This is a genomic window from Agrobacterium sp. 22094, assembly GCF_052046015.1.
Classification (GTDB): domain Bacteria; phylum Pseudomonadota; class Alphaproteobacteria; order Rhizobiales; family Rhizobiaceae; genus Agrobacterium; species Agrobacterium cavarae.
The window spans coordinates 228,325-242,256 of the sequence record NZ_JBQEPX010000004.1 but is presented as its reverse complement, the minus strand read 5'-3'; the positions used below and the strand labels follow the sequence as shown (position 1 = coordinate 242,256).

The window sequence follows — 13,932 nt, the reverse complement described above, 5'->3', positions numbered from 1 at the left end:
ATCAGTCAGCAAAACCCGTCATCAGCTTGTCCAAGGTGATGGGGAGATCGCGAACGCGAATCCCTGTAGCGTTGTAAACCGCATTCGCAACGGCTGCACCGACCCCGGTTATACCAATTTCACCGATACCGCGCGCGCCCATCGGCGCTTGCGGGTCGGGCTTGTTGGTGTAGAGGATTTCGATTGCCGGGACGTCCATCTGCACTGGCACGTGGTAATCCGCTAGCGATGCGTTCACGACGCGCCCGGTCCGCTCATCGAAGTTGGTTTCTTCGGTTAGCGCGAGACCAATGCCCATGATGATGCCACCCTTGAACTGGCTGGTTGCCATTTTGTGATTGAGGATCTGCCCTGCGTCGAACGAACCCAGGAAGCGGGACACGCGGGCCTCGCCTGTCACCTCACTCACACGCACCTCGCAGAACTGCGCGCCATAGGAGTGCATCGAAAAGGCCTGCATTTCTGCAGGCGCGGGTGCTTCCGCCTCGCAAACGACGTCTTCTCTCCCCGCTCTTTCAAGGATCGATCGATAGCTTTCGAACCGGCTGCTGTCACTGACATGCGCCAGCCCACCATCTCTGGTCTCGACATCCGCAAGCGAAAGGCCAGCAAGGGGAGAGTCGTTGCCGGCGAGTTTGATCAACTCTTCGACAAAGACTTCGGTTGCCGCGATGATGGCGCCGCCGATGGATGCAGTCTGCGTCGAGCCCCCGGCGATCACGCCCCTTGGCAGTCGGCTGTCGCCATATTCAAAAGTGACATGATCAAGCGGGAGACCCAAGCGGGCAGCAAGGTGCTGTACCTGAGCGGTGGCCGTTCCCATGCCCATGTCATGGACAGCAGTCGAAACCGTAACATGGCCGTCCGCCGTCAGCCTGATCCGCGCCGCACCACCAGGAAAACGATGGTAAGGATAGGTCGCGGTCGCGCATCCCATGCCGATGAGCCACTCGCCTTCGCGTCTTTGACGCGGCGTCTGGCTTCTTTTACTCCAACCGAACTGCTCCGCGCCCTTCTCATAGGCTTCAATGAGATAGCGGGAAGAGAATGGCTTGCCGGTCGTTGGATCCGTCTTCGGCTCAATCCGCCGACGCAATTCGATGGGATCAAGCCCCAGTTTTTCCGCGAGTTCATCCAGGGCGCATTCAAGCGCGAACGTGCCGACGGACTCTCCCGGCGCGCGCATGAACGTGTTCACCAGCATGTCCAGGTCTGCCACATCCTGTCCGATCCTGAAGTTTCTGGCGCCATAGAGATGGCGAGCAGGAAAAGTAAATTGCTCCGGACAGGAATTATGCGGCGTCATCGCAGCAGTACCGGTGTGGATCAGCGCATCAAGCGTACCGTCGCGCCTTGCACCCAATGCCACGCGCTGTTCAGTCACCGTGCGTCCGCCGACGATGCGGAACACACCCTCGCGCGAAAGGACGATGCGCACAGGCCGCCCTGCAAGTTTCGCTGCCGCGCAAGCCAGGATCTGATGATCCCACAAGCACTTACCGCCAAAGCCCCCACCAACGTAAGGCGAGGTCACGTGGACCTTGCTGATATCGAGGTCGAAAATATCCGCCAATTGTCCCGTGGTAAGGTCAAGCAACTGGCTGGCATCGTGGACGCGCAGTTCGTCATCGTTCCAGACAACCGTTGCCCCATGCAACTCAATGGCGTTGTGGTTATGGCGTGGTGTTCGGTAGACGAGATCGACCTTGACCTCTGCATTCGCCAATGCAGCCTCGGCGTCGCCGATTTCGACAAAAGGGGGCTGACCGAGCAGATTTTCGAGTTGCCTTGGCGATTTTTTTGCTTCTTCGAAGGACAGGACCGCGGGCATCAGTTCGTACTTTGCCTCAATCAGCGATGCAGCGTAATCCGCCTGCTCCTGTGTCTCGGCAAGCACCAAAGCAATCGGCTGACCGTTCCAATGGATTTCGTCGTTTTGCATCACAGGAAGATCGCTCGCGCCAGCGGCTGTCGGAGATGACATCATCAGCGAGGGTGCCTTCATCCTCGGCGCGTTCTTATAGGTCATGACGAGAATGACGCCGGGTGCGGCTTCGGCCGCGCTGACATGCAATTCGATGATGCGACCGCGCGCAACAGTGCTGAACGCAAGAGCTGCGTAGCTGATGTTATCGTAGGGAAATTCCGCCGCAAAGCGCGTTTTTCCCTGGACCTTCATTGGGCCTTCAATGCGCGATACGGACTGCCCAAGCGATCCATGTTTTCGCAAAAGCGGGTCACTGGTAACTGCGGGTTGCCAGCGACTTTGTCTAGCTGCATCAGGTAGGATCTTGGTGTCGGAGCTCATGCGTTCTCTCCCTTCAATTCTTCAAGAACCGCAACGATGGTCCGCTTTGCCAACTCGATCTTGAAAGCGTTGTCTCGCAAGCCAATCGCATCTGCGAGTTCCGCTTCGGCGGCGGCACGGAAGGTATCGGCGGTAGCCCTTTGACCTTTCAAAATCGCTTCGGCTTTAAGCGCCCGCCAAGGCTTGTGTGCCACGCCGCCGAGAGCCAGCCTGACATCCTGCACTTCGCCAGCTCCGTTGACATCGAGGGCAGCGGCAACGGAGACGAGAGCGAAAGCGTAGCTCGCGCGATCCCTTACCTTTCGATAGGTGGATCGATAGCCAAAAGACAGCGGAGGAATTTCCACCGCGGTGATGAGTTCATCCGGATGCAGCTCTGTTTCGATCTCCGGCGTCTCGCCGGGCAAACGATGAAGATCCTGCAGACGCAGTTTGCGCGTGCCTTTCGGCCCTTGGAGATGGACCACCGCATCCAGGGCGACAAGTGCGACACACATATCCGAAGGATGGGTCGCGACGCAGCTTTTCGATACGCCGAGGATCGCATGGTAGCGATTGAAACCTTCCAGCGCATCACAGCCGGAATTCGGTTGGCGCTTATTACATCTGGCGGCATTGTCATAGAAATACCGGCACCGGGTGCGCTGAAGAATGTTGCCACCCACCGTTGCGACATTTCGGATTTGCGCGCTTGCACCCGCCAAAATAGCGCGGGAAAGGGCCGGAAATTGCGACCGCACTGCCGCGTGCGTGGCAAGCGCCGTGTTCTTTACTCCGGCGCCAACCAGAAGGCTGCCATCCGCCCGCAATTCGATCGTGTTCGAAAGCTGCGTAACATCAATCAGCGCGTCTGGTCTCTCGACCGTCTCACGCATGAGATCGACAAGGTTGGTGCCGCCGCCCAAATATTTGGCTTTTGGGCCGGCCTCTTTGAGCGCGACGGCCGATACACCGTCCGTTGGCTGGTGATAGGAGAAAATATTCATGCCGGTGCCCTCTCGCCGGCCTTCATCGACCTCTGCTCGATCAGTGTTTCCGAAATGGCTTCAACGATGCCGTTATAGGCGCCGCATCGACAGAGATTGCCGCTCATGCGCTCGCGAATTTCGGTTTCGTCCAGGGTGATGTGGTCGCTTGCAAGATCGGCGGTGACGACGCTTGGGACATTTCGTTCAATTTCACCCACCATCCCAACGGCGGAACAGAGCTGTCCGGGTGTGCAATATCCGCATTGAAACCCGTCATGCTCTATAAAGGCTTTTTGCAATGGATGAAGGCTGCCGTTCGCAGCAAGGCCCTCCACGGTCGTAATGTTTCGGCCTTGATACTGGACGGCAAGCGCGAGACAGGAGTTGATCCGCTCACCGTCCACCAACACGGTGCATGCCCCGCACGCCCCCTGATCGCAGCCTTTCTTCGTGCCGGTCAAATGAAGATAGTTGCGCATGAGATCGAGCAGCGAGGTGCGGATATCCGCCTCGACCTCCACTGCCGTTCCATTGATGTTAAATCGCATTGCAGATCTCCTCATCTTAAGGTCCGCGATGAACGCGTCTTCACGGCCTGTGTGAAACTTCTCATCCTGTTTCGTCGTGGCGTTCCGTCGAAACGATCGATGCGACGGTTTGTGCCCTTGCTTTAGTTGTGCGCTGAAAAGGATTGCCGGGTGGCGGCGATGTCGGCGATGACAGAAAGGGCCAGAGACTGCGCGTCTCTTGCTCCAGCGAAAATGCCGATCGGGGCCTTGATCCGCGCGATGACCTCAGCCGAATGGCCACCTTGCAGCAATTGCTCTACTCGTTTCTGATGCGTGCGCGAACTGCCGAGAGCGCCTATGTAAAAGGGCGATGCAGCGAGCGCAGCCTCAAGAACAGGTATTTCTCGATCCAGGTCATGCTGCAGAAGTGCAACCGCACTGTGTGAATCAATCAGCGCGCGGTCGGGCGGAAGGCTGGCCGCATCGTCAAAGAAAATGACGTCGTATCCCGCGGCTTTTGCGACACTGGCCGCTGTTTCGACCTCGAGCGTATGCCCCGATAAAATCAGGCGCACTGAAGGCCGGTAACAGGTGACAAAGGCATCCCCATCCCAACCGGTCCGACAGCGCTCTGTGGTGACCGAAAGTTGTTCATGGCGCGGGACGTAGTGAAGCCATGCGCTTTGACGGCTGTCGACGAGGCTCATGGTGTAACGGAGCGGCTCGATGTCTTTGACAATGTGGATGGCAACCGTAATGCCGCCTCCGCAAGGAAAAACGATATCGAAGACGCGCGAGCCCTCACCCAGCATGAAAAAGCGATCATGTCCGCTTCTTATGGTCTCCAAGGCCTCAGAGGCGATGGCAGCTTCCGTGCAGCCCCCTGAAACATAGCCGCAATAACGACCGTCGTTAGCGACCGCCATGTGCGCGCCAAGCGCGCGCGAAGAGCCGCCACGGATGTCCACCAGGGTACATAATGCGACCTGGAGCCCCGCCTCCTTGCCCTCAATGGCAAAAGCGAGGATGTCATAGGCCGCATCTGTTGAGAAAGCCTTCTGCGTTGGCGGCGATGCAGAAATGTCGGCGTTAAGAGGCAACCAACGAGCCGCATCATCGTTGCCTCTGATGTTGATAGCCGATCGCGTCATGAGAGCCTCCGGAATCGTGACATGAAATGGATGGATGACAGCGAAGTTCCTATGGAGCTCTTTGGGTCATAGTCGCCCGCCATCGTCATTCTCGGCATGACATTCGTCTCTTGGTTGGTTTAAAAGAAACGAAGGGCGCACCGTTAAACGGAGGCGCCTCCGTTTAAACTAGTGACTTGCGATCATTCGTCAAGCAATTTCTTATGGAAGGGCTTTCTCGTGCCCAAGCAACGAGCGCCATCGGTTGAACCGTCGCCACTGCGTGCCGATGCGAAGCGGAACCGCGCAAAGCTGATCGAGACTGCAGCCCTGGCGTTTACGGAACAGGGCGCGTCTGCTTCGCTGGAAGATATAGCGAGGCGTGCGGGGGTCGGGATTGGCACTCTCTATCGGCATTTCCCAAGCCGCGAGCATTTGGTGGAAAGCGTCTATCGCCGGGAACTGGAACTACTTGCAACATCCGCTCGCGCGTTGATACAGGAAGAAGAACCTGCAAAGGCGGTTGAAGAATGGATGAACAGATTTGTCAGCTACATGGCGGCAAAACGGGGCATGGCCAGCAGCCTGAAACTTCTGTTTACATCGAATTCCGCGCTGTTTGCCGACGGCACCAGGCTCTTGCATATGGCATTTGGAGAACTGCTGGACAACGCCGTCAAGGCCGATGCCGTCAAGGCAGATATCGAGGCAGCAGACGTGCTCAACGCGCTTTTTGGTATCTACTCTATCCCGGAAGGTCCGGATTGGCGTAATCGTGCGCACAGGATCGTACGGCTGGTCATGGATGGGTTGCGGCGCTAGCGTCGCCTAGCTCAAATTGAACGTGCTGTGATACTTCGATAGTCGCCGTTCTAACGAGTGTCGCGCTGCACTCTCGAGTCGTCGCAATTTGCCAATTGATGTGGCGTTTCACAAAAGTTACTCTGCCCACTGATATCACTTGATTTTCTTCGACATCTTCACTTGCCGTATTGGTCGCTGCTGGCGCCTTAAGGCGTTTCAGCCCTTCGCACCGGCAAGATCGGTGACCGGCACCGGATTGGCTAATCTGGCGTCCTTCATCGACGTACTCCGGGCATCGCCCACGTGGCGCGAAGGTCGCGACGACGACGAAACAACCGGGCGGCACATAACGGAGCCGACATAAGGTCCGCTGGCAGCATCAGGCCTTACTGCTCTCTTGCCGCTCACGTGGCTGGCTGTTCCGGGTTCCACAACAGGACCGGGCTTGTGCTTTCATACGCCATACCGTTCGGATAACTGATCGCCTCGAACTGCAAGCCCCAGGGCGCCTGAAAATATAGGATTGATTGGCCGGCGATCGGGCCGTCCTGAATAGGGAGGGGGCCTAGCCGGGTCTCAACGCCCATCTTGTCCAGATAGGCCTTCGCAGCGGCGATGTCTCGAACATAGAAAGCGATATGAAACGCACCTATGTCACTGTTCTTCTGCTTTAAATCCCGCTGGTCGGGTGCGGAGTATTCGAAAAGCTCGAGGTTTGAGCCGTTGCCACAGCGGATCATGGCGGCGCGTTCGATACGCGCGCGCGGATGAACGCCGAGCGCCTCCGTCATAAAACTCCCTTCCGGATCGCCGATAGGGCCGAAGGTGAGCACATGGATGCACCCGAGCACCCGGTCGAAGAAGTCGATGGCCTCATCGAGGTTCGGTACCGTAAGCCCGGTGTGGTCGTGGCCGACGAGGCCTGGAAGGCCTTTTTGGGTGGAAGCTGTCATGACACGTCTCCGATCAGGCTGCGGTCTTGTTCTGCGAGTTTAGATGCGGCTCTCACGCGGCTGGCTCAAGCACAGGTGGCGGCCGTGTCAGCCAGCCGTCATCGATCTCGGGAAGCGGGATGGCGTCAAGCAACAGGCGCGTATAGGGCGTCTTGGGGGCATCAAACACAGGTCCACATCTCCCCTCCTCCACCACTTCGCCAAACCGCATGACGGTAACGCGGTCGCAGATCGCGCGGATGACCGACAGGTCATGGCTGATGAAGGCCATGGCGAGACCCATCTCCTGCGATAGCTCATTCAGCAGATTCAACACCTGCGCCTGCGTCGAGACGTCAAGACCGGACACGACCTCATCGGCAAGTACGAAATCTGGTTTCATCAGCACGGCGCGCGCAATACCGACGCGCTGACGCTGACCACCGGACAGCTCATGCGGCGCGCGTTCCAGCATCACGGCAGGCAGTGACACGCGGTCAAGAATGGCACGCACCTGACGCTCGGCGTCTCGGCGGTCGCTCGCAAGACCATGCAGGAAGAGCGGCTCCGTGAGGATACGACGAATGCTATGACGCGGATTGAGAGATGCCATCGGATCCTGGAAGATCATCTGCATACGCCGGCGCAAAGGCCGCATAGCCTCAGGCGACAAGGCGGTGATGTCCTGCCCATTGAAACGAATAGTTCCGGCCGAGACAGGGACCAGTTTCAGAAGCGCACGGCCAAGCGTCGTCTTGCCCGAGCCAGACTCCCCGACAATGCCGACTGTCTCCCCACGCCTGATCGACACATCGACGCCGTGCAGGACACGAACGCCGGTGCGGCCACGACCAAAAAGCCCTTTGCTCGCGCCATAAGTGACTTCGATGCCCTTTGCTTCAAAGAGAAGATCGCTCATTTCACACTCTCCTCTCGGCGATGCCGATTTCAGCGCGCAATTGGCGGAACACAGCTTCGGGCACTGGCTCAAGCCCTGCATCGGGTCGATCGTAGCGGGGACCAGCAGCGATCAATGCGCTGGTGTAGGCATGCTTTGGTGCCATCAGCAGATCACGGGTCTTGCCATCTTCAATTACCTTCCCTGCGTAGAGAAGTGTCACGCTGTCACAGATCTTTGCCACGACACCGAGGTCATGGGTTACGAAGATCACCGCGGTTCCATGGGCTTCCTGCATACGACGGATGAGGCGCAGGATTTCCTTTTGCACGGTGACGTCAAGCGCGGTCGTCGGCTCGTCGGCGACAACGAGCTTGGGATTCAACGCAAAGGCCGATGCGATCAGAATACGCTGGCGCATGCCGCCGGACAGTTCATGCGGATAGGCATTCAGCACCCGCTTTGGATCACGGATCTGTACTTCGTCGAGAAGTTGAAGTGCACGCTGATGGGCATCCGTCTTGCCCATACCAAGCCTCAGCCTTAGCCCATCGGTCAATTGCGCCTCGATCCGCCGCGCCGGGTTGAGTGCCGTTTGCGGGTCTTGCGGTATCAGCGTGATGTCGCGACCCATGATATCGGCGAGTTCGCGGCGCGGCATGGCGAGGAGGTCACGCCCCTCGAAACGGATGAAGCCGCCGGTAATTTTCACGGTGGACGGCAAGATGCCGAGCAGCGCTTTGGCGATGGTGGATTTCCCGGCGCCCGATTCACCCACGAGACCGCGGACTTCCCCTTTTTCCAGGGTTAGCGAAACGTCGCGAAGGACCGGCGCGCCGGCGTCACGCGTGGAGATGGCACTGAGGCCTTGAATAGCAACAAGCGACTGGGTCATCGGCGCATCACCGGATCGAGCGCCGTGCGCAGACCGTTGCCCAGTTGATTGAAGGCGAGAACGGTGGCGAAGAGCGCGAGGAGAGGAAAGACGAACACCCACCATCCCTGGTGGATCATCTGGCGACCCTGGGCGATCATACCGCCCCATGTCGGGATGTCCGAAGAAAGCGACAGGCCGACGAAAGAAAGGATCGCTTCGACGATGACGGCAATGCCCATTTCAAGGCTGACAAGAGCAATGAGGACGGGAGCCACATTCGGCAAAATCTCACGCCATAGAATATGGCTGCGGGAAAAACCGATCGTCTGAGCGGCCATCACATAATCAAGGCGTGCCTGCGCCATTGTCTCGGCCCGAACGACACGACAGAAGCGCGTCCAGTCGATGATGACGATCGCGGCGATGACCGAGTGAAGGCCTGAGCCCATGACCGCCACCAGCAGTACCGAAAGAAGCACCGGAGGGAAGGCCATCCAGATATCGACAAGGCGTGAGATGACCCGATCCGCCCACCCGCCATACCAACCGGCGGCGAGGCCAAGCAGCGTTCCTATGATGGCAGACAGGCTGGCGGCAACGAATGCAACGGTCAGCGCTATCCGTGATCCGTAGAGCACACGGGAAAGAACGTCACGGCCAAGGTCATCGGTGCCGAGATAGTAGCCGGGCTCTGCCCCTGGATAGTTCACGGGTGGCATGTTGCCCAACATCAGATCCTGCTCGAGCGGGTCTTTCGGTGCGATGTAGGGCGCAAAAAGTGCGATGAGCAACAGGATGAGGAGGAAGCCGCCGGCGATCACCACCCGCGGTTCACGCAAAAGCGGTTTGATGGTCTTCATCGGCAGACTCCGGAAACGGAAAGCTGTGTCCATGGTGGTTGCGGTTTTTGACATCTCACCCATGAGCGGCGCTCCTTGGGTTCAGCCACGCCGCGATGAGATCGACCAGGATATTCACCAGAATGAAGATCGCGCCGAAGGTTAGCACGATGCCCTGGATCAGCGGCAGATCGCGGTTGATGACCGCGTCGATCGCCATGTTGCCAAGGCCCGGATAGGAAAAGATGCGCTCCACGATGACCGTGCCGCCGATCATGAAGGTGAACTGAACGCCTGTAAGCGTCAGCGTTGGCCCGACGGCATTGCGCAGCGCCTCCTGAAGCACCAGCCGAAGTGGCGACATCCCTTTCAGCCGCGCCAGCAGCACGTAATCCTGCACCATGGCTTCCGCGAGCGCTTCCTTCAGCGTGCGCACGACGATGGCTGCCAAGGGCAGGCCGAGCGCCAGCATGGGCATCACCATGTGGGCGAGGATGTCAACGAAAGCCGCGAATTTGAACGTAACCAGGCTCTCGATGAGGTAGAAATCCGTGCGGAAATCCGTCGTCAGCCCCGGATCGATACGCCCGGACAACGGGAAGACTGGCCAAAACACACCAAGTAAGAGGACAAGCGCCAGCGCCCAGACGAAATCTGGCACGGCTAGAAACAGCCCGTTGATAAAATCCAGCGCAGGATCGAGCTTTGTACCGCGCGCGAGTGCGCCGAGAACCGCAATCATTCCACCGGTGAGAACCCCGAAAACAAGCGCGGCAAAGGCGAGTTCGAGTGTTGCCGGCAAGCGGCCACCGATCAGTTCCAGGACATCGCGGCGTTGCGAGATCGACGTGCCAAAATCACCCTTCAAGACATCGCCAAACCAGATGGCGAATTGCTGTGGCAGACCGAGATCGAGCCCGTAATGGGCGCGTAGTGCTGCAATGTCGGCGGGCGTCGCACTCGGCGAAATCATCATGGCGACCGGGTCGCCTGGCACGATGCGCAGCAGACAGAAAACGATGACGGCGACGCCCATGAGCGTCAGCACCGCCATTACAAGACGATTGAGAAGATCGGAAGCGGTCATGATCAAACCTTCCTGTTGCCGTCAGCGTCGGCGGCTGCCAGACGCGCGGTTCTGCGAACAGGGGCGAGCAGCGCCACGACGAACGGGACGCAACGCTGCTCTATCTCGTCAGGCCTTGGAGACCAGGGTCGGCTGAAGCGCGCTCGAAACATTCGGCGTCACCTTCAGCGAAGACTTGAAGACGATGGGCTGCACATATTGCAAAAGCGGAATGACGTAACCTTGCTCGGCAATATACTTGTCGGCTGCCTTCCAACCGGCGATACGCTTGGCCTCGTCCTTCTCGCCCCAAAGCGGGCCAATGAGGGCGTCGACATCGTCACTTTTCCAGGCCGAGTGCGGCGACTTGGAGAACATGGCGAAGCCGGTCGATGTCGTGGGGTCGCCGATCGCGTTGCCCCAATTGTAGAAAGCCGCAGGCGCGAGCTTGTGACCGGCGCGCAGCTCAAAGTGCTTCGCCACCTCGTAGACTTCGATCTCGGCCTCAATGCCAACCCTGCGCCACATGCCGACGATTGCCTGGATCATCTCGTAATCCTTCGGCTTGAGACCGCGTGTCGTCTGGATCTTGAACTTGACCGGTTTGTCCTTGGAATAACCGGAAGCCTTGAGAAGCTCGGCAGCCTTCTCCGGGTCGTAGCCAACCTTGATCGAAGCGTCATAGGCTTCGTATTCCGGAGCTTCCAATGTGTCGATCGGAACGCCGTAGCCACGCAGGAGCTTTTTGACAATACCGGCCTTGTCGATGGCGTGATGAGCCGCCAGTCGAACATTCTTGTCCAGCATGGGTTCGACATTGGTGATGAAGATCATGCCGATATCCGAGATCGGCGATGAGACGCCGGCGAAGCCCTTCTTCGCCTTCAGTCGGTCGAATTCCTCATAAGGAATTTCGAGCGTGACATCGGAGGAGCCGGATTCGATTTCGGCGACACGGCTCGTCGGATCGGTGACGAATTTGAAAATGACGGTTTCGAAGGCGGGCTTGCCGCCCCAGTAGTTTGGGTTGGCCTTGAGGCGCAGGAAGGAGTTGCCCTCATAGGCGTCGAACATGTAGGGGCCTGTGCCGACAGGCTTCTTTTCAAAGCCTTCCGAACCGACCTTTTCGTAATAGGCCTTGGGCAGCACATAGCCGGTGAGGAAGGCCATCCACTTGAAGATCGTCGGATCGAAGTTGAGAACGTCGGCGGTGATCCGCTTGCCTTCGACCTTGTAGTTGCCGATGCTGGCCCAGACGCTCGCGACAGGATTGCCGCTGTCTGGCTTACCGGCGCGGGTCAGCGACCAGACGATATCTTCTGGGGTGAAGTCCGAGCCGTCGTGCCACTTCACGCCTTCGCGCACATCCATCCAGACCCTGGTCTTATCGTCGTTCCAGCCCCAGTCGGTCAGCAACCCAGGCTCGAAGGAAAGATCCGGCTTCTGGCCGATATATTGATCGTAAATTGAGCGATAGATCGCCTGGATTGCCGGGTTCACGCCTGATAACCCGACCGTCCCGTCGAAGGATGGCAGGTTGGAATTGAAGGCAATCGTCAGAGTATTCGTTTCTGCGGCCTGAACCGAAATTCGTCCGGCAAGAATGCCGGTCAGAACGGTAGCCGCACCTAGTCCCAGTACGCCACGACGCGTCATGTCAGTCATTTTGGACTCCTAAAGTTCCCCTTGAAGGACTTCCGGTGTTTCCCGGATTTGTTATTGTTTTAAACTTAAAATTAAAATCCTGATTTTGACAAGAGCCGGACCACCCGTTTTCGAAAATAATATGAAAGAGAATATTTCTTGAAATTGCCCGACGGGTAGCATTCGTCGCGTTTTCGTTGGTATTTCTTGAGTTAGCGTTCATCAAGGGCCCGGAAGATAGGGTAATCAGCGGCAAAAACATCGATCCGGTCAGGAAAGATCGAGACGTTCCAAACCCCGTTTATTTTAAGCTTGATGCATTATCGAGAAAATGTATGCATACAGAAATAAAATCAAAACACTGGTGGAACGAGATGGCTGAATTTGATGCGGTGGTTCTGGGCGCGGGTCACAACGGGCTGGCAGCAGCGGTTCATCTGGCCGCGAAAGGCTGGAAGGTCGCAGTGGTCGAGGCAAAAGCGAGTGCCGGTGGTGCGGTCAAGACCCAGGAATTGATTGAACCCGGCTTCCGTCACGATCTGGCAGCGATGAACCTTTCCATGTTCGCTGGTTCCGCTTTTCATCAAACCTATGCTCAAGAGCTTGCAGCGCACGGCCTGAAATTCGTCCCCGCCTCAAGATGCTTTGCCAGCGTCTTTCCAGACGGAACCCATCTCGGCATCGGAACCGACCGTTCCATCAACAAGGCAGCGATCGCTGCCCTTTCGGAGAAGGATGCCGAGAGCTTCGCCGCCATGTCGGATGATTTTGGTGCCAAGGCTCCCCATCTCTTCGGTCTATTGGGCGCTCCCATGCCTTCGTTTCAAAGCGCCAAGACTGTCTGGAAGGCGTGGCGAGCCGGCGGCATTCCCCTGCTCACCGATCTTCTCCGCCTGCTCCTGTCGTCTCCACGCGGTTTTCTCGATCGCCATTTTGACAATGAGAAGCTGAAGGTAACCATGGCGACCTGGGGCCTGCATCTCGATTTCCCCCCGGACGCTTCCGGCGGCGCGCTCTTTCCCTATCTGGAGACCATGGCTGATCAGGCCTTCGGAATGGTGATCGGTGAAGGTGGCGCCGATACCATCATCAAGGCGATGGTGAGCCTGTTGGAGAGCAAAGGCGGCGAGGTTTTCCTCAATTCTCCCGCCACCTCCTTAGACGTTTTCAGTGGCACTAAGAAAATCGTGACGCTGGCAGACGGACGCAGACTGACGGCAAAGCGCGCCATCATCTCCAACATTCACCCCAAGCTTCTCTTCGACGGTATCGTGAAGAACAGCCAGCTGCCTCCGAAATTTGCCGAAGGCATCAAGTCCTACCGCTCCGGGCCAGGCGCAATGATGATCCATCTGACGCTGGACCGCTTGCCGGATTGGATAGCCTCTCCGGACCTGAAATCCTATGCCTATATCCACATCGCGCCCACTCTCTCGATGATGACGAAAGTCTATGACGAAGCGATCTCCGGTCTCCTGCCTCAAGAGCCGGCGCTTGTCGTCGGTCAGCCAACAGCGCTTGATCCAACCCGTGCACCCGATGGCAAGCATGTCCTCTGGGTGCAGGTGCGTGTGCTGCCGGCCGAGATTAAGGGCGATGCTGCAGGCGAGATCGCTGCTAAAGACTGGGCGTCGGTAAAAGACGCCTATGCCGAGCGTGTCATCTCGATCATAGAGAATTACGCACCGGGTTTCCGTTCAAAAATCCGCGGGAAGTCTGTCTGGTCGCCACTCGATCTGCAGGCGGAAAATCCCAATCTCATCGGTGGTGATAGCCTGTCCGGGTCGCATCATCTCGACCAGAACTTCCTGTTTCGCCCCGTTGCAGGCTATTCGCGTTACAAGACCCCCGTAGACGGCCTCTACATGTGCGGCGCCGCGACCTGGCCGGGTGCGGGAACGGGTGCCGGCTCTGGCTTTATGCTGGCGAAGATGCTTGCCGGATAACTAATGACGCC

At 57.9% G+C, this 13,932-nt stretch carries 12 protein-coding genes; 2 read left to right on the top strand and 10 right to left on the bottom strand.

What is annotated here, in order from left to right; genetic code table 11:
* Position 1 precedes the first annotated feature (1 nt).
* The 4 genes from ACTJK5_RS18135 to ACTJK5_RS18120 form a co-directional block, all read right to left on the bottom strand.
* Positions 2–2,308 carry a xanthine dehydrogenase family protein molybdopterin-binding subunit gene (locus ACTJK5_RS18135; protein WP_440612942.1) on the bottom strand — a complete coding sequence of 769 codons (2,307 nt, stop codon included), beginning with the start codon at positions 2,306–2,308 and terminating at the stop codon, positions 2–4.
* Positions 2,305–3,294 carry an FAD binding domain-containing protein gene (locus ACTJK5_RS18130; RefSeq protein WP_112956377.1) on the bottom strand — a complete coding sequence of 330 codons (990 nt, stop codon included), beginning with the start codon at positions 3,292–3,294 and terminating at the stop codon, positions 2,305–2,307. The genes ACTJK5_RS18135 and ACTJK5_RS18130 overlap by 4 nt, the downstream gene beginning before the upstream one ends.
* A complete protein-coding gene (locus tag ACTJK5_RS18125) occupies positions 3,291–3,839 on the bottom strand; it encodes a 2Fe-2S iron-sulfur cluster-binding protein (protein ID WP_440612941.1) in 549 nt (182 codons plus the stop codon). The genes ACTJK5_RS18130 and ACTJK5_RS18125 overlap by 4 nt, the downstream gene beginning before the upstream one ends.
* Before the next feature lie 107 nt (positions 3,840–3,946).
* On the bottom strand, positions 3,947–4,936 hold the full coding sequence (locus ACTJK5_RS18120) for an XdhC family protein (RefSeq protein ID WP_440612940.1): 990 nt from the start codon (positions 4,934–4,936) through the stop codon (positions 3,947–3,949).
* Between the two features lie 219 nt (positions 4,937–5,155).
* On the opposite strand from ACTJK5_RS18120, the gene ACTJK5_RS18115 reads away from it, so the two are divergent.
* The gene (locus ACTJK5_RS18115) at positions 5,156–5,737 is read left to right on the top strand and encodes an SbtR family transcriptional regulator (protein WP_162723160.1); all 582 of its coding nucleotides are present in this window, start codon (positions 5,156–5,158) and stop codon (positions 5,735–5,737) included.
* 386 nt (positions 5,738–6,123) lie between these two features.
* Here the strand turns inward: ACTJK5_RS18115 and ACTJK5_RS18110 are convergent, their stop codons facing one another.
* From ACTJK5_RS18110 to ACTJK5_RS18085, 6 genes are all read right to left on the bottom strand, one after another.
* Entirely contained in the window at positions 6,124–6,672 is a 549-nt protein-coding gene (locus tag ACTJK5_RS18110; protein ID WP_113225749.1) for a VOC family protein, read from the bottom strand.
* A 52-nt stretch (positions 6,673–6,724) separates the two neighbouring features.
* Complete coding sequence (locus ACTJK5_RS18105) at positions 6,725–7,570, bottom strand: ABC transporter ATP-binding protein (protein WP_112956381.1); 846 nt, start codon at positions 7,568–7,570, stop codon at positions 6,725–6,727.
* Position 7,571: 1 nt separating this feature from the next.
* Positions 7,572–8,444 (bottom strand): ABC transporter ATP-binding protein, encoded by an 873-nt coding sequence (locus ACTJK5_RS18100; RefSeq protein WP_112956382.1) that lies wholly within the window; start codon positions 8,442–8,444, stop codon positions 7,572–7,574.
* On the bottom strand, positions 8,441–9,286 hold the full coding sequence (locus tag ACTJK5_RS18095) for an ABC transporter permease (protein ID WP_440612939.1): 846 nt from the start codon (positions 9,284–9,286) through the stop codon (positions 8,441–8,443). Before ACTJK5_RS18095 ends, ACTJK5_RS18100 begins: the two co-directional genes overlap by 4 nt.
* Positions 9,287–9,341: 55 nt before the next feature.
* On the bottom strand, positions 9,342–10,352 hold the full coding sequence (locus tag ACTJK5_RS18090; protein ID WP_112956383.1) for an ABC transporter permease: 1,011 nt from the start codon (positions 10,350–10,352) through the stop codon (positions 9,342–9,344).
* Positions 10,353–10,460: 108 nt separating this feature from the next.
* A complete protein-coding gene (locus ACTJK5_RS18085; protein ID WP_112956384.1) occupies positions 10,461–11,996 on the bottom strand; it encodes an ABC transporter substrate-binding protein in 1,536 nt (511 codons plus the stop codon).
* Between the two features lie 314 nt (positions 11,997–12,310).
* Between ACTJK5_RS18085 and ACTJK5_RS18080 the strand changes: the two genes are divergently transcribed.
* The gene (locus ACTJK5_RS18080) at positions 12,311–13,921 is read left to right on the top strand and encodes a phytoene desaturase family protein (protein WP_440612938.1); all 1,611 of its coding nucleotides are present in this window, start codon (positions 12,311–12,313) and stop codon (positions 13,919–13,921) included.
* Positions 13,922–13,932 lie beyond the last annotated feature (11 nt).